At 54.9% G+C, this 20,012-nt stretch carries 17 protein-coding genes; 13 read left to right on the top strand and 4 right to left on the bottom strand.

Features of this window, described 5'->3' with window-relative positions:
* Position 1 precedes the first annotated feature (1 nt).
* From amiB to rlmB, 12 genes are all read left to right on the top strand, one after another.
* A complete protein-coding gene (gene amiB, locus C3708_RS16955) occupies positions 2–1,345 on the top strand; it encodes an N-acetylmuramoyl-L-alanine amidase AmiB (protein WP_103949841.1) in 1,344 nt (447 codons plus the stop codon).
* A 9-nt stretch (positions 1,346–1,354) separates the two neighbouring features.
* A complete protein-coding gene (gene mutL, locus C3708_RS16950; RefSeq protein WP_103949840.1) occupies positions 1,355–3,196 on the top strand; it encodes a DNA mismatch repair endonuclease MutL in 1,842 nt (613 codons plus the stop codon).
* On the top strand, positions 3,189–4,139 hold the full coding sequence (gene miaA, locus C3708_RS16945) for a tRNA (adenosine(37)-N6)-dimethylallyltransferase MiaA (protein ID WP_095280479.1): 951 nt from the start codon (positions 3,189–3,191) through the stop codon (positions 4,137–4,139). Before mutL ends, miaA begins: the two co-directional genes overlap by 8 nt.
* An 89-nt stretch (positions 4,140–4,228) precedes the next feature.
* The gene (hfq, locus tag C3708_RS16940) at positions 4,229–4,540 is read left to right on the top strand and encodes an RNA chaperone Hfq (RefSeq protein ID WP_095280480.1); all 312 of its coding nucleotides are present in this window, start codon (positions 4,229–4,231) and stop codon (positions 4,538–4,540) included.
* A 75-nt stretch (positions 4,541–4,615) separates the two neighbouring features.
* On the top strand, positions 4,616–5,896 hold the full coding sequence (hflX, locus tag C3708_RS16935) for a ribosome rescue GTPase HflX (RefSeq protein WP_095280481.1): 1,281 nt from the start codon (positions 4,616–4,618) through the stop codon (positions 5,894–5,896).
* A gap of 60 nt (positions 5,897–5,956) precedes the next feature.
* The gene (hflK, locus tag C3708_RS16930) at positions 5,957–7,219 is read left to right on the top strand and encodes an FtsH protease activity modulator HflK (RefSeq protein WP_103947871.1); all 1,263 of its coding nucleotides are present in this window, start codon (positions 5,957–5,959) and stop codon (positions 7,217–7,219) included.
* A 2-nt stretch (positions 7,220–7,221) separates the two neighbouring features.
* The gene (gene hflC, locus C3708_RS16925) at positions 7,222–8,226 is read left to right on the top strand and encodes a protease modulator HflC (RefSeq protein WP_095280483.1); all 1,005 of its coding nucleotides are present in this window, start codon (positions 7,222–7,224) and stop codon (positions 8,224–8,226) included.
* A gap of 71 nt (positions 8,227–8,297) precedes the next feature.
* Positions 8,298–8,495 (top strand): DUF2065 domain-containing protein, encoded by a 198-nt coding sequence (locus C3708_RS16920; protein WP_095280484.1) that lies wholly within the window; start codon positions 8,298–8,300, stop codon positions 8,493–8,495.
* Positions 8,496–8,596: 101 nt separating this feature from the next.
* Positions 8,597–9,895: an adenylosuccinate synthase gene (locus C3708_RS16915; RefSeq protein ID WP_095284157.1), complete on the top strand. Its 1,299-nt coding sequence runs from the start codon at positions 8,597–8,599 to the stop codon at positions 9,893–9,895.
* Between the two features lie 201 nt (positions 9,896–10,096).
* Positions 10,097–10,522, top strand: coding sequence for a nitric oxide-sensing transcriptional repressor NsrR (nsrR, locus tag C3708_RS16910; RefSeq protein WP_095280485.1), 426 nt, complete (start codon positions 10,097–10,099; stop codon positions 10,520–10,522).
* A 38-nt stretch (positions 10,523–10,560) separates the two neighbouring features.
* Positions 10,561–13,008, top strand: a complete 2,448-nt coding sequence (gene rnr, locus C3708_RS16905) for a ribonuclease R (RefSeq protein WP_103947872.1) — start codon at positions 10,561–10,563, stop codon at positions 13,006–13,008.
* Between the two features lie 71 nt (positions 13,009–13,079).
* Complete coding sequence (rlmB, locus tag C3708_RS16900) at positions 13,080–13,811, top strand: 23S rRNA (guanosine(2251)-2'-O)-methyltransferase RlmB (RefSeq protein WP_103949839.1); 732 nt, start codon at positions 13,080–13,082, stop codon at positions 13,809–13,811.
* A 115-nt stretch (positions 13,812–13,926) separates the two neighbouring features.
* Here rlmB and C3708_RS16895 read toward each other — a convergent pair whose 3' ends face one another.
* Positions 13,927–15,216: an MFS transporter gene (locus C3708_RS16895; RefSeq protein WP_103947873.1), complete on the bottom strand. Its 1,290-nt coding sequence runs from the start codon at positions 15,214–15,216 to the stop codon at positions 13,927–13,929.
* A gap of 191 nt (positions 15,217–15,407) precedes the next feature.
* On the opposite strand from C3708_RS16895, the gene C3708_RS16890 reads away from it, so the two are divergent.
* On the top strand, positions 15,408–17,030 hold the full coding sequence (locus C3708_RS16890; protein ID WP_103949838.1) for an isovaleryl-CoA dehydrogenase: 1,623 nt from the start codon (positions 15,408–15,410) through the stop codon (positions 17,028–17,030).
* Here C3708_RS16890 and C3708_RS16885 read toward each other — a convergent pair.
* The 3 genes from C3708_RS16885 to bsmA form a co-directional block, all read right to left on the bottom strand.
* Positions 17,027–18,958: a methyl-accepting chemotaxis protein gene (locus C3708_RS16885; RefSeq protein ID WP_103949837.1), complete on the bottom strand. Its 1,932-nt coding sequence runs from the start codon at positions 18,956–18,958 to the stop codon at positions 17,027–17,029. The two genes, C3708_RS16890 and C3708_RS16885, sit on opposite strands and share 4 nt — an antisense overlap.
* Before the next feature lie 178 nt (positions 18,959–19,136).
* A complete protein-coding gene (yjfN, locus tag C3708_RS16880; RefSeq protein ID WP_095280491.1) occupies positions 19,137–19,424 on the bottom strand; it encodes a DUF1471 family protease activator YjfN in 288 nt (95 codons plus the stop codon).
* 136 nt (positions 19,425–19,560) lie between these two features.
* Positions 19,561–19,890, bottom strand: coding sequence for a biofilm peroxide resistance protein BsmA (gene bsmA, locus C3708_RS16875; RefSeq protein ID WP_095284158.1), 330 nt, complete (start codon positions 19,888–19,890; stop codon positions 19,561–19,563).
* Positions 19,891–20,012 lie beyond the last annotated feature (122 nt).

The raw sequence follows: 20,012 nt of genomic DNA, 5'->3' as shown, positions 1-20,012 counted from the left end.
GATGATTAATCGCGTTAAAGGTTGGTTGTTGGCCGCAACGGTGCTGCTGTGCACGCAGGCCGGAGCGGCGAGCTTATCGGACATTCAGGTGTCCAACGGTGATTCGCAGGCGCGCATCACCTTCAGTTTCATGGGCGATCCTGATTACGCCTTCTCACAGGTCGATAAACGTAGCGTTGCGCTGGATATCAAACAGACCGGGGTGATTCAGGGTCTGCCGCTGCAATTTAGCGGCAACAATCTGGTCAAAAGCATTCGTTCCGGGACGGCAACAGACGCGCAATCCCTACGCCTGGTGGTTGATCTGACGCAGAATGGTAAAACCCGCGCGGTGAAGCAGCAAAACGGTGCGAATTACACTGTCGTCTTCACCATTAATGCCGATGTTCCTCCGCCACCACCTCCGCCGCCTGCGCCTGTCGTGGCACAACGCGTGGAGCCGCCGGTGGTTGCACCGCGGCCGTCTGAACCGGCGCGTAATCCGTTCAAGGCGCAAAACGATCGCATCACCAGCGTGACCAGCAGCAATACCGTCACGCGCCCGGCGGCACGTGCGCGAGCAGTGTCGTCCGACGAGAAAGTGATCATCGCCATTGACGCCGGTCACGGCGGGCAGGACCCTGGCGCGATTGGGCCGGGCGGTACGCAGGAGAAAAACGTTACTATTTCTATTGCGCGTAAACTGCGTGCTTTGCTGAACGACGATCCGATGTTTAAAGGCGTCATGACCCGTGACGGCGACTATTTCATCTCTGTGATGGGGCGTTCCGACGTGGCGCGTAAGCAAAATGCGAACTTCCTGGTATCGATTCATGCGGATGCCGCACCGAACCGCAGCGCAACTGGGGCCTCGGTCTGGGTTCTGTCGAACCGCCGTGCGAACAGCGAAATGGCGAACTGGCTCGAAGAGCATGAGAAGCAGTCTGAACTGCTTGGTGGAGCGGGGGATGTACTGGCGAACAGTCAGTCCGATCCGTATCTCAGCCAGGCGGTGCTGGATTTACAATTCGGTCATTCTCAGCGCGTCGGGTATGATGTGGCGACTAACGTGATTAGCCAGCTTCAGCGCGTCGGCGCGATCCACAAACGCCGCCCTGAGCACGCGAGTTTAGGCGTGCTGCGCTCCCCGGATATCCCGTCGATTCTGGTCGAAACCGGTTTTATCACCAATAACGGCGAAGAGCGCCTGCTTGGTAGCGACAGCTATCAGCAGCAAATTGCCGATGCGATTTATAACGGTCTGCGCAATTACTTTGCTGCGCATCCGCTGCAGTCAGCGCCGCAAGGGGGCGCGGGTCAAACCGCCAGCGCAGTCCTCCCAGGCGAGATGAGCGCGACCCACTAAGGAGAAGTCATGCCGATTCAGGTTCTGCCGCCGCAGCTTGCGAACCAAATCGCCGCCGGCGAGGTGGTGGAGCGTCCTGCATCGGTCGTGAAAGAACTGGTTGAGAACAGTCTGGATGCGGGGGCGACCCGCATCGATATTGATATCGAACGCGGTGGCGCAAAGCTTATCCGCATTCGCGATAACGGCTGTGGTATCAAAAAAGACGAGCTGGCGCTGGCGCTGGCGCGTCACGCCACCAGTAAAATTGCCTCACTCGACGATCTGGAAGCGATTATCAGCCTCGGTTTTCGCGGCGAAGCGCTGGCCAGTATCAGCTCCGTTTCCCGTCTGACGCTCACCTCCCGCACTGCCGAACAGCAGGAAGCCTGGCAGGCGTATGCGGAAGGGCGTGACATGGACGTGACTGTTAAACCTGCCGCCCATCCTGTGGGTACCACGCTGGAAGTGCTGGATTTGTTCTACAACACGCCGGCGCGGCGTAAGTTTATGCGCACCGAGAAAACCGAATTCAGCCATATCGACGAGATTATTCGCCGCATCGCATTGGCGCGTTTTGACGTCGCCATCAATCTGAGCCATAACGGCAAAGTGATGCGTCAGTATCGAGCGGTGGCTGAAGGCGGTCAGAAAGAGCGTCGGTTAGGCGCGATCTGCGGAACCGGGTTCCTGGAACAGGCGCTGGCGATAGAGTGGCAGCACGGTGATTTAGCGATGCGCGGTTGGGTGGCCGATCCGAAAGCCATGAACACGGCACTGGCTGAAATTCAGTATTGCTACGTCAATGGCCGCATGATGCGCGATCGCCTGATCAACCATGCGATCCGCCAGGCTTGCGAAGATAAACTCGGCGCGGATCAGCAGCCTGCGTTTGTGTTGTATCTGGAAATCGATCCACATCAGGTGGACGTTAACGTCCATCCGGCTAAGCATGAAGTGCGCTTCCACCAGTCGCGTCTGGTGCATGATTTTATCTATCAGGGCGTGCTGAGCGTTTTGCAGCAACAGGCTGAGCCGACGCTGCCGCTGGCTGAAGAGGTTATCGCGCCGCGTCCGATTCCTGAAAACCGCATCGCAGCGGGGCGCAATCAGTTTGCTGAGCCTGCTGTTGCTCGCGAGCCGGAAGCTCCGCGTTATTCTTCAGGCAGTAGCGCACCGCGACCGGTCGGGGCAAACTATCCCCATGCGCCGGGATATCAAAAACAGCAGGGTGCGCTGTACAGCAAATTGCTGGATACTCCAGCCGTCGAGCGTAAAGAGAACGTGGCGCAATCGGCCCCGGCGCTGGAAGGACACAGCCAAAGCTTTGGCCGGGTGTTAACGATTATTGCACCGGAAACGGCGTTGCTGGAACGCGACGGTAAATTGGCCTTGCTGGCGTTACCTGTTGCAGAGCGCTGGTTGAAACAGGCACAGCTGACGCCAGGCGCAAACGCGGCCTGCGCACAGCCGCTGTTGATTCCCGTACGGCTCAAAATTTCAGCGGACGAAACCACCCTTTTGAACCGTGCTAAAGCGCTGTTGGCGGAAATGGGCATTGAATTTGTCTTAGAGTCTCATCATGTGACGATTCGCGCGGTGCCTTTACCCTTACGCCAACAAAATTTACAAAACTTGATTCCTGAACTGATAGGCTACCTGGCGCAGCAAACGACGTTAGATGCGACCAATACCGCGCAGTGGCTTGCCCGCCATTTGGCGAGCGACCATCATCCGTGGAGCATGGCGCAAGCCATCACCGTATTGGCAGAAGTTGAACGTCTTTGTCCTCATTTGGTCAAAGCACCGCCGGGTGGTTTATTACAACGTGTTGATTTAGATTCGGCGATGAATGCCCTGAAAAATGAGTGATGTGAGTAAGGTGAGCCTGCCTAAGGCGATTTTTTTAATGGGCCCAACGGCCTCTGGCAAAACCGCGTTAGCCATTGAGTTACGTAAAGTTTTGCCAGTAGAGTTGATTAGCGTCGATTCCGCCCTTATTTATCAAGGGATGGATATCGGTACGGCGAAGCCAGACGCAGACGAATTGCGCGCGGCCCCGCATCGGTTGCTGGATATTCTCGACCCGGCCCAGGCGTACTCAGCCGCGGATTTTCGCCGCGATGCGCTGGCGCAAATGGCTGAGATAACCGCAGCAGGCCGGATACCGCTGCTTGTCGGCGGAACCATGCTCTATTTCAAGGCGTTGCTGGAAGGATTATCACCCTTGCCATCAGCGAGCCCTGAAGTGAGAGCCAGAATTGAGCAGCAGGCGGCAGAGCAAGGATGGGGCGCGTTGCACAAGCAACTGGAAGAAGTTGACCCGGTTGCCGCAGCACGGATTCATCCAAATGATCCGCAAAGGCTTTCCCGGGCACTGGAAGTTTTTTTCATTTCGGGTAAAACTTTAACGGAACTGACGCAAACGTCAGGAGAGGCTCTGCCGTATCAGGTGCATCAGTTCGCCATCGCCCCGGCGAGCCGTGAACTGCTCCATCAACGAATTGAGCAGCGTTTTCATCAGATGTTAGCTTCAGGATTTGAAGCAGAAGTACGAGCGCTATTTGCTCGCGGAGATTTGCATACGGACATGCCTTCCATTCGTTGTGTCGGATACCGCCAGATGTGGTCATACATTGAAGGCGAGATCTCATACGATGAAATGGTTTATCGAGGTGTTTGCGCCACGAGACAGTTAGCGAAACGCCAGATGACCTGGTTGCGCGGTTGGGACGGTATTCACTGGTTAGACAGTGAGAAGCCAGACCAGGCGTACAGCGAAGTTTTACAGGTTGTGGGTGCTATCGCAGACTGAATGTGTACAATTAAGTCGTACCGTGCGCAATTTTTCAGAATCGCAAGGTTCTAAGTACATAACAAGCATACATATAAGGAAAAGATAGAATGGCTAAGGGGCAATCTTTACAAGATCCGTTCTTGAACGCATTGCGTCGTGAACGTGTTCCAGTTTCTATTTATTTGGTGAATGGTATTAAGCTGCAAGGCCAGATTGAGTCTTTCGATCAGTTCGTGATTCTGTTGAAAAACACGGTCAGCCAGATGGTGTATAAGCACGCTATTTCTACTGTTGTTCCGTCCCGTCCAGTATCTCATCACAGCAACAACGCTGGCGGCGGCACCGGTAGTAATTTCCATCATGGCAGCAACGCACAGGGCTCTTCTGCACCTGCGCAGGACAGCGAAGAAACCGAGTAAGGTAACGGGCTGTTTTTCCACACGGGGAGCCAGGTTTTCTGCGTTCCCCGCTGATTTATTTTGAGGATAATACGCTTGTTTGACCGTTATGATGCTGGTGAGCACGCGGTACTGGTACACATCTATTTTACGCAAGACAAAGATATGGAAGACCTCCAGGAGTTTGAAGCTCTGGTCTCTTCCGCCGGTGTCGAAGCATTGCAGGTGATTACCGGTAGTCGTAAAGCACCGCACCCAAAGTTTTTTGTTGGTGAAGGTAAAGCAATCGAAATTGCGGAAGCCGTAAAAGCAACTGGCGCGTCAGTCGTGCTCTTTGACCATGCGCTATCTCCGGCTCAAGAGCGTAACCTGGAAGCTCTGTGCGAATGTCGTGTTATCGATCGTACAGGACTGATATTAGATATTTTTGCTCAGCGTGCACGTACCCACGAGGGGAAATTGCAGGTTGAGCTGGCGCAATTGCGTCATCTTGCCACACGCCTTGTGCGTGGCTGGACCCACCTTGAAAGGCAAAAAGGCGGGATTGGTTTGCGCGGTCCGGGTGAAACCCAGCTCGAAACCGACCGTCGACTGCTGCGTGGCCGTATTACCCAGATCCTCTCACGTCTGGCAAGAGTTGAAAAACAGCGTGAGCAAGGACGTCGTTCGCGAACCAAAGCTGACATCCCAACGGTGTCGCTGGTGGGGTATACCAACGCCGGTAAATCCACCCTGTTTAACCAGATTACTGAGGCCAAGGTTTATGCCGCAGACCAGTTGTTTGCGACCCTTGATCCTACGCTGCGTCGCATTGACGTCGCAGATGTCGGTGAAACAGTGCTGGCGGATACCGTAGGGTTTATTCGTCATTTGCCGCACGACCTGGTGGCTGCGTTTAAAGCAACCTTGCAGGAGACGCGTCAGGCGACGCTGCTGCTGCACATTATCGATGCTGCGGATGTACGCGTGCAGGAGAACATCGACGCGGTCAATACCGTGCTCGAAGAGATCGAAGCGCATGAAATCCCTACGCTTCTGGTGATGAATAAAATCGATATGCTGGAGGATTTTGAACCACGTATCGACCGAGATGAAGAGAACAAACCGATTCGGGTCTGGCTTTCTGCCCAGACCGGGGCCGGTGTGCCACTGCTTTTCCAGGCTTTGACAGAACGTCTTTCTGGTGAGGTGGCTCAGCATACGCTGCGTCTGCCGCCACAGGAAGGCAGGCTGCGCAGCCGGTTTTATCAGCTTCAGGCGATAGAAAAAGAGTGGATGGAGGAGGACGGCAGCGTGGGGATGCAGGTGCGTATGCCGATCGTTGACTGGCGTCGCCTCTGTAAACAAGAACCTGCGCTGGTGGACTACGTCGTCTAACCAGGTAAAGGTGCACGAGCCTGAAAATTCGCCCTTGCATAACAAATATGGAGCATATACATGGCGTGGAATCAGCCCGGTAATAACGGACAAGACCGCGACCCGTGGGGAAGCAGCAATAATCAAGGCGGCAACTCTGGGGGAAATGGCAACAAAGGTGGTCGCGAGCAGGGTCCTCCTGATCTGGACGATATCTTTCGCAAACTGAGCAAAAAGCTGGGTGGTTTTGGCGGAGGTAAAGGTTCTGGCTCGGGTGGGAATTCCACTCCAGGGCCGCGCCCGCACATGGGTGGTCGCGTAGTGAGCATTGTTGCCGCTGCCGTGGTCATCATTTGGGCTGCCAGCGGGTTCTACACCATTAAAGAAGCCGAGCGCGGTGTGGTCACTCGTTTCGGTAAGTTTAGCCATCTGGTTGAGCCAGGTCTGAACTGGAAGCCAACCTTCGTCGACAACGTGACGGCCGTTAACGTCGAATCGGTACGTGAACTGGCAGCGTCCGGTGTGATGCTGACTTCTGACGAGAACGTAGTGCGCGTTGAGATGAACGTCCAGTACCGCGTGACCGATCCGGAACACTATTTGTTTAGCGTCACCAGCGCCGATGACAGTCTTCGTCAGGCAACCGACAGCGCCCTGCGTGGCGTGATCGGTAAATACACCATGGACCGTATTCTGACTGAAGGTCGTACCGTTATCCGTAGCGATACCCAGCGCGAGCTGGAAGAGACCATTCGTCCATACAACATGGGTATCACTTTACTGGACGTCAACTTCCAGGCCGCTCGTCCGCCGGAAGAAGTGAAAGCCGCATTTGATGATGCGATTGCCGCGCGTGAAAACGAACAGCAATACATCCGTGAAGCCGAAGCCTACACCAACGAAGTTCAGCCACGTGCTAACGGCCAGGCGCAGCGTATTCTCGAAGAGGCGCGTGCGTATAAGACACAGACCATCCTGGAAGCACAGGGTGAAGTTGCTCGCTTTGCGAAGCTCCTGCCGGAATATAAAGCCGCACCGGAAATTACCCGTGAGCGTTTGTATATCGAGACCATGGAGAAAGTGCTGAGCCACACCCGTAAAGTGCTGGTGAACGACAGCAAAGGCGGCAATCTGATGGTGCTGCCACTGGACCAGATGCTGAAAGGCGGTAATGCGCCTGCGGCAAAACAGGATACCAGCGGAGCAAACAATCTGCTGCGTCTGCCACCGGCATCCAGCAGCAATTCCAGCGCCAATACCACGTCTTCTTCAAACGATGGTGACATCATGGACCAACGCCGTGCCAACGCACAGCGTAACGACAGCCAGCGTCAGGGGGAATAACGATGCGTAAGTCAGTTATTGCGATTATCATCATCGCGCTGGTCGTACTTTATACCTCCATCTTTGTGGTGAAAGAGGGCGAGCGCGGGATCACCATGCGCTTCGGTAAAGTTCTGCGTGACGATGAAAACAAACCACTGGTCTTCGAGCCGGGCCTGCACTTTAAGCTCCCGATGATTGAATCAGTGAAAATGCTCGACGCCCGTATCCAGACTATGGATAACCAGGCCGATCGTTTCGTTACCAAAGAGAAAAAAGACCTGATCGTTGATTCCTACATCAAATGGCGTATCAGTGACTTCAGCCGTTACTATCTGGCGACCGGCGGCGGTGACGTCTCCCAGGCAGAAGTGCTGCTGAAACGTAAGTTCTCTGACCGTCTGCGTTCTGAAATTGGTCGTCTGGATGTGAAAGACATCGTGACCGATTCCCGCGGTCGTCTGACTCTTGAAGTGCGTGATGCGCTGAACTCCGGTACAGCGGGCACGGAAGATGAAGTCGCCACGCCAGCAGCGGACGATGCAATCGCTAAAGCGGCTGAACGCGTTCAGGCTGAAACCAACGGCAAAGTGCCGGTGATGAACCCGAACAGTATGGCTGCGTTAGGTATCGAAGTGGTCGATGTGCGTATCAAGCAGATCAACCTGCCTGCCGAAGTGTCTGAAGCGATCTATAGCCGTATGCGCGCTGAGCGTGAAGCGGTTGCCCGTCGCCACCGTTCACAAGGTCAGGAAGAGGCTGAAAAGCTGCGCGCGACAGCGGATTACGAAGTGACGAAAACGCTGGCAGAATCTGAACGTCAAGGCCGCATTATGCGCGGTGAAGGCGATGCAGAAGCGGCGAAACTGTTTGCCGATGCCTTCAGCCAGGACCCGGATTTCTACGCCTTTATTCGTAGCCTGCGTGCGTACGAAAACAGCTTCCAGAGCAATCAGGATGTGATGGTGCTCAGCCCTGACAGCGATTTCTTCCGTTATATGAAGACGCCAGGCAACGCCACGCGATAAACTCATTCTCGTTTGAGTTATCAAACCACCGCTCTCAACGGAGCGGTGGTTTTCTTTTATAGGGAGCTAAAATGAATTCCACTATCTTGCTAGCATTAGCCTTGGTTTTGGTGCTCGAAGGGTTGGGGCCGATGCTTTATCCACGCGCATGGCGTCGAATGATCGCCACCATGACCCAACTGCCGGATAATATTTTACGTCGTTTTGGCGGGGGTCTAGTGGTTGCTGGAGTGGTGATCTACTACATGTTGAGGAAAACGATTGGCTGATCAAAAAGTGGTCGGATTTGCCTTATATTGAGGCCAAAAAGTGCTGTAACTCTGAAAAAGCGGTGGTAGAATCCATTTTTAAGCAATCGGTGATTTTTAAAATGGGTAACAACGTTGTCGTACTGGGCACCCAATGGGGTGACGAAGGTAAAGGGAAGATCGTCGATCTTCTGACTGAACGTGCTAAATATGTTGTACGCTATCAGGGTGGTCATAACGCTGGCCATACTCTCGTAATCAACGGTGAAAAGACCGTCCTCCATCTTATTCCATCAGGTATTCTTCGTGACAATGTGACCAGCATCATCGGTAACGGTGTTGTGCTGTCTCCTGCTGCGCTGATGAAAGAGATGAAAGGCCTGGAAGACCGTGGTATCCCGGTTCGTGAGCGTCTGCTGCTCTCCGAAGCCTGCCCGCTGATCCTCGACTATCACGTTGCACTGGACGTAGCGCGCGAAAAAGCACGCGGTGCAAAAGCTATCGGCACCACCGGCCGTGGCATCGGCCCTGCTTACGAAGATAAAGTTGCTCGTCGCGGTCTGCGCGTTGGCGACTTGTTCGACAAAGCCACCTTCGCTGAAAAACTGAAAGAAGTGATGGAATATCACAACTTCCAGCTGGTGAACTTCTACAAAGCTGACGCCGTTGACTACCAGAAAGTGCTGGATGATGTCATGGCGGTAGCGGATATCCTGACCGGTATGGTTGTGGATGTGTCCGACCTGCTGGACCAGGCGCGCAAACGTGGCGATTTCGTCATGTTCGAAGGCGCACAGGGTACGCTGCTGGATATCGACCACGGTACCTATCCGTACGTGACTTCCTCTAACACCACCGCAGGTGGCGTGGCAACGGGCTCCGGCCTGGGCCCACGTTATGTGGATTACGTTCTGGGTATCATCAAAGCTTACTCCACTCGCGTGGGTGCAGGTCCATTCCCTACCGAACTGTTTGATGACATCGGCGAGTTCCTGTGCAAACAAGGTAACGAGTTTGGCGCGACCACTGGTCGTCGTCGTCGTACCGGTTGGCTGGATGCTGTTGCTGTGCGTCGTGCAGTGCAGATTAACTCCCTGTCTGGCTTCTGCCTGACCAAGCTGGACGTGCTGGACGGCCTGAAAGAAGTGAAAATCTGCGTCGGTTACCGTATGCCAGATGGCCGCGAAGTGACCACTACTCCGCTGGCAGCTGACGACTGGGAAGGTATCGAGCCGATTTACGAATCCATGCCAGGCTGGTCCGAAACCACCTTTGGTGTGAAAGAGCGTAGCGGTCTGCCGAAAGCCGCGCTGGACTACATCAAGCGTATCGAAGAACTGACCGAAGTGCCGATCGACATTATCTCTACCGGCCCTGACCGTACTGAAACCATGATCCTGCGCGACCCGTTCGACGCATAATTCAGGTTTTGCCCGGCGGCGCTACGCTTGCCGGGCCTACAAAACACTTCTTAAGCCGGATAAGCAACGTGTATCCGGCTTTTTAGTTCCTCTTTCCCCCTTTCAGTCAAATAAATTAGCCGCTAAGTATCTGGCTGGTTTATCATCAATAGTGAATATCTCTGCGGTTTGACCGCGTTTTTCCCTTTTCCTGAGGTTGATGTGCAGTTAACGAGTTTCACCGATTACGGCTTGCGTGCGCTGATTTACATGGCGTCGTTGCCACAAGGACAGATGACCAGTATCTCTGAGGTGACAGAGGTCTACGGCGTGTCCCGTAATCATATGGTCAAAATAATCAATCAACTTAGCCGTGCGGGATACGTGACTGCCGTCCGCGGGAAAAACGGGGGGATTCGTCTCGGTAAACCAGCGCAGAGTATTCGTGTTGGGGATGTGGTACGTGAACTGGAGCCGCTGACTCTGGTGAATTGCAGCAGCGAGTTCTGCCACATCACTCCCGCTTGCCGCCTGAAACAGGCGCTTTCTAAGGCTGTGCAAAGTTTTCTCAAGGAACTGGATAACTACACGCTGGCCGATTTGGTTGAAGAGAATCAACCGCTGTATAAATTATTGCTGGTGGAATGAAGAAAATTTCCACCGGAGCTGACAACGGAGGAACCGACATGTCACATGATCCTTTCCAGGAACGCGAAGCAGAAAAGTACGCGAATCCTATCCCAAGCCGCGAGTTCATCATCGAACACTTAACTAAACGCGAAAAGCCCGCTAATCGTGAAGAACTTGCCGTTGAATTAAACATTGAAGGCGAAGAGCAAATTGAAGCCCTTCGCCGCCGCCTGCGCGCTATGGAGCGCGACGGCCAGCTGGTCTTTACCCGCCGCCAGTGCTATGCCCTGCCGGAACGTCTCGACCTGCTGAAAGGCATCGTTATCGGTCATCGCGATGGCTACGGCTTCCTGCGCGTCGAAGGACGCAAGGATGACCTGTACCTGTCATCTGAACAGATGAAAATGTGCATCCACGGCGATCAGATCCTGGCGCAGCCGTTAGGGGCTGACCGCAAGGGCCGCCGTGAGGCACGCGTGGTTCGCGTACTGGTGCCGAAAACCAGCCAGATTGTCGGGCGTTACTTCACCGACGCGGGCGTTGGCTTTGTGGTGCCGGACGACAGCCGTCTTAGCTTCGACATCCTGATCCCGCCGGAAGAAGTGATGGGCGCGCGCATGGGTTTCGTGGTGGTGGTTGAACTCACCCAGCGTCCAACGCGTCGCACCAAAGCGATTGGTAAGATCGTGGAAGTGCTGGGCGATAACATGGGTACCAGCATGGCCGTGGATATGGCGTTGCGTACGCATGAAATTCCACACGTCTGGCCAACCGCTGTTGAAGAGCAGGTCAAAGACCTGAAAGAACAGGTGCCGGAAGAGGCCAAAGTGGGCCGCGTGGATCTGCGCGATCTGCCGCTGGTCACTATCGATGGCGAAGATGCCCGCGACTTTGATGACGCCGTCTTCTGCGAGAAAAAACGCGGCGGCGGCTGGCGTTTGTGGGTGGCGATTGCGGACGTGAGCTATTACGTGCGCACCAACACCCCGCTGGACAGTGAAGCCCGCAGCCGTGGTACGTCGGTGTACTTCCCGTCGCAGGTGGTCCCAATGCTGCCAGAAGTGCTTTCCAACGGCCTCTGCTCCCTGAACCCACAGGTCGATCGCCTGTGTATGGTCTGCGAAATGACCATCTCCACCAAAGGGCGTTTAACCGGCTACAAATTCTATGAAGCGGTGATGAGCTCGCATGCGCGCCTGACGTACACCAAAGTCTGGCACATGCTGCAGGGCGATCAGGAATTGCGCGAGCAGTACGCGCCGCTGGTGAAACACATTGAAGAGCTGCATAGCCTCTACAAAGTGCTGGATCAGGCGCGCGAAGAGCGCGGCGGGATCTCCTTTGAGAGCGAAGAAGCGAAGTTTATCTTCAACGCCGAGCGCCGCATCGAACGTATCGAGCAGACGCAGCGTAACGATGCGCACAAACTGATTGAAGAGTGCATGATCCTGGCGAACATTTCGGCGGCGCGTTTCGTTGAGAAAGCCAAAGAGCCTGCGCTGTTCCGTATTCACGATAAACCAACCACCGAAGCGATCACCGCATTCCGTTCTGTGCTGGCGGAGCTGGGTCTGGAACTGCCGGGCGGCAGCAAACCAGAACCGCGCGACTACGCCGAGCTGCTGGAATCGATTGGCGATCGCCCTGACGCAGAAATGCTGCAAACGATGCTACTGCGCTCGATGAAACAGGCGATTTACGACCCAGAAAACCGTGGTCACTTCGGCCTGGCGCTGCAGTCTTACGCGCACTTTACCTCTCCGATCCGTCGTTACCCGGATCTGTCACTGCACCGCGCCATTAAGTATCTGTTGGCACAAGAGCAGGGGCATAAAGGAAACACCACCGAAACCGGCGGCTACCATTATTCTATGGAAGAAATGCTCCAGCTCGGTCAGCACTGTTCAATGGCGGAACGTCGTGCAGACGAAGCGACGCGTGACGTGGCTGACTGGCTGAAGTGTGATTTCATGCTGGATCAGGTGGGCAACGTCTTTAAAGGCGTCATTGCCAGCGTCACCGGCTTTGGTTTCTTCGTGCGTCTCGACGAGCTGTTCATCGACGGTCTGGTTCACGTCTCGTCTCTGGACAACGATTACTATCGCTACGACCAGGTCGGACAGCGTCTGACGGGTGAATCCGGTGGCCAGACTTACCGTCTGGGCGATCGTGTGGAAGTCAAAGTTGAAGCCGTCAACATGGACGAGCGTAAGATTGATTTCAGCCTGATCTCCAGCGAACGTGCGCCGCGTAACGTCGGTAAAACCGAACGTGAAAAGGCCAGAAAAGGGCCGAATGGTAAAACCAGCGGCAAACGTCGCCAGGCAGGTAAGAAGGTGAACTTCGAGCCAGATGCCGCTTTCCGTGGTGATAAAGGCAAACCAGCGCCGAAACCACCGAAAGCCAAGAAAGAGAAAGGCGCGAAAAAACCGTCGGCTAAGACTCAGAAAATAGCGGCCGCGACTAAAGCGAAGCGTGCGGCGAAGAAAAAAGTGGCGGAGTGATTTCCCCTCACCCTGACCCTCTCCCCATTGGGGAGAGGGGAAAAAGCAAAAGCAATTAACGAGAACCATCAATGAGTGAAATGATTTACGGCATCCATGCGGTGCAGGCCCTGCTGGAGCGCGCACCGGAGCGTTTTCAGGAAGTTTATATTCTGAAAGGGCGTGAGGATAAACGTCTGCTGCCGCTGATCCATGCTCTGGAAGCCCAGGGCGTGGTGATTCAGCTGGCAAGCCGCCAGTTCCTCGACGAAAAAAGCGAGGGTGCCGTTCACCAGGGGATTATCGCGCGTGCGAAGCCGGGCCGTCAGTACCAGGAAAACGATCTGCCGGATCTGATTGCCCAACTGAATAACCCGTTCTTCCTGATCCTCGACGGCGTGACCGATCCACACAACCTCGGCGCATGCCTGCGTAGCGCAGATGCGGCAGGTGTTCATGCGGTGATTGTGCCGCGTGACCGTTCTGCACAGCTGAACGCCACGGCGAAGAAAGTGGCCTGCGGCGCGGCGGAAAACGTACCGCTGATCCGCGTGACCAACCTGGCGCGCACTATGCGTCAGCTACAGGAAGAGAACATCTGGATCGTCGGCACCGCTGGCGAAGCCGATCACACCCTGTACCAGAGCAAAATGACGGGCCGTATGGCGCTGGTGATGGGTGCAGAAGGCGAAGGGATGCGTCGTCTGACTCGCGAGCATTGCGATGAGCTGATCAGCATTCCGATGGCGGGCAGCGTTTCGTCTCTGAACGTGTCTGTGGCAACAGGTATCTGCCTGTTCGAAGCAGTGCGTCAGCGCGGGTAATAAACAGCAAGGCCTTCCTGCGGAAGGCCTTTAGTGTTTTCTCCCTCTCCCGTGGGAGAGGGCCGGGGTGAGGGCATCAGACGGTGAAGGACTGAAGCGCCACCGGGCGCAAAGGCTACTCCTCCAGTGACCGAAGATGGTCGTCTTTCTTGAGCGTCATCAGCGCGACAATACTCACCACCGCCGTCGCCATTACGTAATACGCCGGAATATCCAGATTCCCGGTCTGCTTAATCAACCCCGTAATAATCAAACCCGCGCAGCCTGAGAAGATCGCGTTCGACAGCGAATAGGCCAGCCCAAGGCCGGTGTAACGAACACGCGTCGGGAACATCTCCGACAGCATCGCCGGGCCAGGACCCGCCAGCATTCCCACCAGACCGCCCGCAATCAACACTACAATCGCTTTGACCGCCAGCGTGCTGGATTCCGCCTGCAAAATCTTCAGTAAAGGCAGGGCGAGGATCAGCAGCAGCGCAGTCGCAATCACCATCACCGTACGCCGCCCGATGCGGTCGCTCAGGATGCCCGACGGGATAATCGTCAGCGCAAAGCCAATATTTGAAATCACCGCAATCAGCAGCGCCTGGTTAAAACCGGTGTGCAACGCGGATTGTAAATAGGTCGGCATAATCACCAGATAGGTATACCCGGCGGCAGACCACACCATTACGCGGGCAATCCCCATCACAATCGCCTTGAGGGTGGCAGCGGTTTGCGCCTGGGCGACGACTGGCTTTTCCTTTTGCTGCACAAAGCTCGGTGTCTCCTCCATGCTCACCCGCAACCACAGGGCGACCACACCCATCGGTAGGGCGAGGAAGAACGGGATGCGCCAGCCCCAGTCATGCAGCGCTTCGGGCGTCAGCACGGCGGAGAGCAAAGCGACTATCCCTGCGCCTGCCAGCAGGCCGAGCGCAACGGTAAAGGATTGCCACGCGCCGTACAGACCGCGTTTCCCGCGTGGGGCGAACTCGGTCATCAGCGACACCGCACCGCCATATTCCCCCCCGGCAAACAAGCCCTGCAGAATGCGCAGCCCGGTGATGATCAGCGGTGCCGCAATGCCGATACTGGCGTAGACCGGCACGATACCAATGGCAGCAGTGGCGAGCGTCATCAGCACCAGCACAATAATCAGCGTTGGCTTGCGACCGATTCGGTCGCCAATGCGTCCGAAGACAACCGCGCCAAGCGGACGGAAGAAAAAAGCCACGGCAAATGAGGCGTAGGTGAGGATCAGGCTGGTCATCCCGGCTTCGCCTTCAAGCTGGAAAAAGTTCTTCGCAATGACGGTCGCCATAAACCCGTATACCGCGAATTCATACCATTCGATGAAGTTACCAATCGAGCCTGCAATTAAAGCGCGCTTGTGCGCGTCCGGCGCACGTTGGGAAGAGTGCATAATGATTCTCTCATGGGATGTGAGAATAAATTATTCAACAGAATGGTCCGCGTGAAATAGTTTATTCTTATGTTGTGTGACCTGATTCACGAATGATTTCAGTTAGTTTGCCACCTTGTGACCCGACTCCCATGCAGCGCTCGCGTGCGCTGTCCATACTTACCTTCATTGCCATTGAAGGAGGGACACACATGCACTGGCAGACACACACGGTTTTTAATCAGCCTGTACCGCTGTCGAACAGTAATCTGTTTTTGTCCGATTGCGCCTTGCACGAGGCAGTGGCGCGTGAAGGGGCCGACTGGGACAGCGAATTTCTCGCCAGCATTGGTCAGCAGCTTGGCACGGCAGAATCCCTGGAGCTGGGGCGTCTCGCCAACACCAATCCACCGGAGTTGTTGCGTTACGATCCGCGAGGAGAACGACTTGATGATGTGAGATTCCATCCAGCCTGGCATTTGCTGATGCAGGGACTGTGCGCTAACCGGGTCCATAATCTGCCCTGGGAAGATGAGGCCCGCAAAGGTTCGTTTGTCGCTCGCGCTGCGCGATTTGTGCTCCATGCGCAGGTAGAAGCGGGAACACTTTGCCCGATAACAATGACGTTCGCCGCCACGCCGCTACTCCAGCAGACGCTTCCCAAACTTTTCCATGACTGGCTTACGCCTCTGCTGAGCGATCGCTACGATCCACATCTGGCCCCCGGCGTACAAAAGCGTGGGCTGCTGATCGGCATGGGAATGACTGAAAAGCAGGGGGGCTCGGACGTGCTGAGTAACACCACACGGGCGGAAAAATGTAGTGACGGGAGCTATCGACTGATTGGGCATAAATGGTTTTTCTCCGTGCCGCAAAGCGATGCCCATCTGGTGCTGGCGCAGGCCAAAGGGGGATTATCATGCTTTTTCCTCCCGCGTATTCTCCCAGATGGGCAGCGTAATAGCGTCCGACTGGAACGCCTGAAAGACAAGCTCGGCAACCGCTCGAACGCCAGCAGCGAAGTCGAATTGATGAATGCCTCAGGCTGGCTGCTGGGTGAAGAGGGCGAGGGTGTAAGACAGATCCTGAAAATGGGCGGACTGACGCGCTTTGATTGTGCGTTAGGTAGCCACGGGCTGATGCGCCGCGCGCTGTCCGTCGCGCTGTACCATGCACATCAGCGCCAGACGTTTGGTAAAAATCTAGTCGACCAGCCGCTAATGCGCGAAGTATTAAGCCGGATGGCGCTGCAGCTCGAAGGACAAACCGCGCTGCTGTTCCGTCTGGCGCGCGCATGGGATCGGCGCGACGATCCGCAAGAATCTGCCTGGGCGCGGCTCTTTACCCCTGCGGCTAAATACAGCGTGTGCAAAGGGGGGATGCCGTTTGTCGCCGAAGCAATGGAAGTGCTTGGGGGCGTCGGTTATTGCGAAGAGAGCGAGCTGCCTCGCATCTACCGTGAGATGCCGGTGAACAGTATCTGGGAAGGCTCGGGCAATATCATGTGCCTGGATGTCCTGCGGGTGCTGGCGAAACATTCTGGAATTATTGATGTTTTGCATGAAGACTTCGCGCAGGTGAAAGGTCAGGATCGCCATTTTGATCGTGGCTGGCGGCAGTTGCAGCAAAAATTACGCAAACCGCAGGAAGCGCAGGGCAGGGAGATCGCTTCGCAACTCTATTTATTGGGAGCCGGTGCGCAAATGTTGCGACACGCATCGCCTCCTGTGGCGCAGGCGTGGTGTCGCATGATGCTGGACCCCCGTGGCGGCTCGCTGTTGAGCGAACAGGTGCAAAACGACCTGCTGCTGCGCGCCACAGGGCGAGTGGGCTAGTTCTTCAGACGGAACAGGCTAACAAGCTCAGTCAGGTGTGAGCCTTTCTCGCGCAGCGTGTGTGCTGTTTGCTCGCTGCGCGAAACCCGGTCGGCGTTGATATGCGACGCTTCACCGATGTGCGACATCGCCAGATTGACCTGACGAATCCCCGCCGACTGTTCGTGCGAGGCATGGTTAATCTCTGTGACCAGTTGGTTGATGTTATCGATGTGAACAATTATCGAGTCCATCGCCTGCCGGGTTTGCTCGGAAAGCTGGTGGCCTTCGGTGACTTTCTTCAGCGTGTCGCCGATGAGTTGTTCGATCTCCTTCACGGCATTTGCACTGCGCGCGGCCAGCGCCCGAACTTCCTGAGCGACCACAGCAAAACCTTTGCCGTGCTCACCTGCGCGCGCGGCTTCGACCGCGGCGTTCAGCGCCAGGATATTGGTCTGGAAAGCGATTGACTCAATCACGCGGGTGATGTCTTCAATACGTTTCGATGCGTCGCGAATATCATCCATCGTCGCGACAGCATTACCGACCGTTTCCCCGCCGTGATGTACCGCGCGAGATGTTTCCCCGACGAGCTGCTGGGTTTGCTGCATGTTCGCCGCATTTTGCGCCACGGAGGCGGCAAGCTGCTCCATACTCGCGGAGGTTTCTTCGACGCTGCTGGCCTGTTTGTTGATCTGCCCAGAGATTTCACCGGTATCGGACGCCAGTGCGTTAGTACCAAGGTGGATTTCACCCGCGGCTTCACGCACCTGCTGAACGATTTTCTGCAGCCCACCGCCGATGCCGTTAATCGCGTCAATCAGTTGGCCCACTTCATCCTGGCGGTTAACAGGCAGCTCTGCACGAAGGTCGCCTGCGGCGTATTGACGGGCAAGATGGATAACATCGCGCAGTGGCCGAGTTAACCAGCGACGAATAATGATAACGAACATGGCTGCGAACAGAATCGACAACACAATGCCCGCCAGCAGGAAGCGATCGCGTAAGGCGTTGACGTGCTCCAGCAGTACCGATTTATCCACCTCACCAATAATTGTCCAGTTCCAGCCCGGCAGCGGGGTATAGGCCATTTTGAGCGTGCGTCCATCATCACTGACACGCTCGACGGTGCCCTCTTTGCCGCTCAGCAATTGCTGCTGGAGTGCGCTATCCCATTTCGGCTGCTGCCCCTCTTCGCTGGCATGGAACAGATATTGCCCGCGTGTTTTGCCATTACTGCGATCCAGCACGTAGAAATGACCGCTTTCACCCAAGCGGCGGTTGAGGATCTTATCGCGCATCACGTTCCAGGAATGTCCAATGTCGATACCGACAAAAATGATCGCAATCACCTGCCCACTTGCATCTTTCACCGGCTGATACTGCGTGATGTAGCGCTTGCCAAACAGCAGAGCCAGGCCGCGATAAACCGCGCCTTTACTGACGCTGCTGAAGGCGGCGCTGGTGTTGTCGAGAACGGTGCCCATCGCTCGTTCACCGTTTTCTTTGCGCAGGGATGTGGCGACGCGGATAAAGTTGTTACCGCTGCGTACAAACAGCGTCGAGATTGCTCCGGTACGATTCAGAAAATCATCGGAGAAAGTGTTGTTTTCGTGGAGCTCGGTATCGCCGCCTTTCAACAGTGGAGCGTTTTGACCGTTGATCGCGCGGATTTGGCGGGTATCAATATTCAGTGGTTGTGGCAGAAACGTGCTGAAGAGTTTGGTGTAGCTTTCGACTTCTTCGCCAAGGCTGGTATTAAACATCTGCACCATATCCACGACACCAGTGGACTGGTTGTGAAGATCCTCTACCGCCAGTGCCTCTAGCTGTTGGCTGGCTTTGTGACTCAGGAGGAAAGTGAACAGCAGAAACAGTATTGCGACACTCACGCCGGTCAGTAGCGATAACTTAGCGCCAAGACCTGCACGGCGGAAAAAATTGATCATAAATTGCTCATTGTTGAAAAGGTATGGCTGTTCAACGGCAGAGCGAGGCTAACATTTATCAACTTTATGTAACTAAATGTTACATAGCTGTGTCGAGTTAGTAGCGTTAAGGATAATCGATTTGTAAAAAGACAAAAGCCACTAACATTAAGTGGCTTTTATAGGTATAGGGGGACTATCAGGCGTAGAGAATAGCTTGTACACGCCATTGGTCGGCGTATCGGTCTTCCTGCATCTGGACGATTCGATACCAAGATGCCCCTTGCTCATCCGCTTTTAAGGCAATGACACGTTCAACGTCTTGCGGGCTCCCTGAAATATTATTCACAGAGATTAGGCCAATTTCGTTTAAGCCTGTGACGCAATCAGCACTGGCAAACTCTGCTGACTGTGCGGTTGTGCTCATCAGCCCAGCTGAGAGCAGCAGTGAGGTCAAAGCAAGAGATCGTTTCATTGTCAGCTCCATTTCACATGTCTCCGGTATCCGCCGGGCAATCCTTCGCAAATAAACTCACTTCCATTGTCACAGGCATGGAGTTTATTGTGGACAGGAAAACGTCTATGGACGCAAAGCAGTGTAAATGTCGTTTAAATGCTGACAGTTATTTGCGATACAAAATGGCCTGCGAGTACCACTGTCCGGTAATGATGGTTTCATCCACCATAATAATGACGTAGTAATCTGCTTTTGCGGCGACGGCTTTTGCTCTTATGTCATCCTCTGCATCCGCCGGTGAGCCACGAACTAACGTGCTGACGGTACCCATTCGTTGTAATCCTTCGGTTTGATTACGGCGAATTTCCTGAGGATGATTGGTGGCCGGTGGAGCGGGCTGAGGTGTTCCTTCCAGCACGCTACAGCTTGTTACCAGCAACACCAGCAATAAAGCAGCTAACCTGCGCATAACCATATCTCGTTTCCTGATAGCCATAGTGTAGATGTCTGCGAATTTAGTTTTGGGGGAATGTTCCCAAACTGTTATCTGTGACGTCATTTTCGAATGAAAATAGCGTGAAAGCGTAATCCAGTTCTCAACATTATGAATCACCCATT

Origin of the sequence: Lelliottia sp. 7254-16 (genome assembly GCF_002922995.1) — a bacterium.
Taxonomy (GTDB): Bacteria; Pseudomonadota; Gammaproteobacteria; order Enterobacterales; family Enterobacteriaceae; genus Enterobacter; species Enterobacter jeotgali.
Note: the sequence above shows the minus strand (reverse complement) of the source record. Positions and strands in the feature narration are given on the sequence as shown.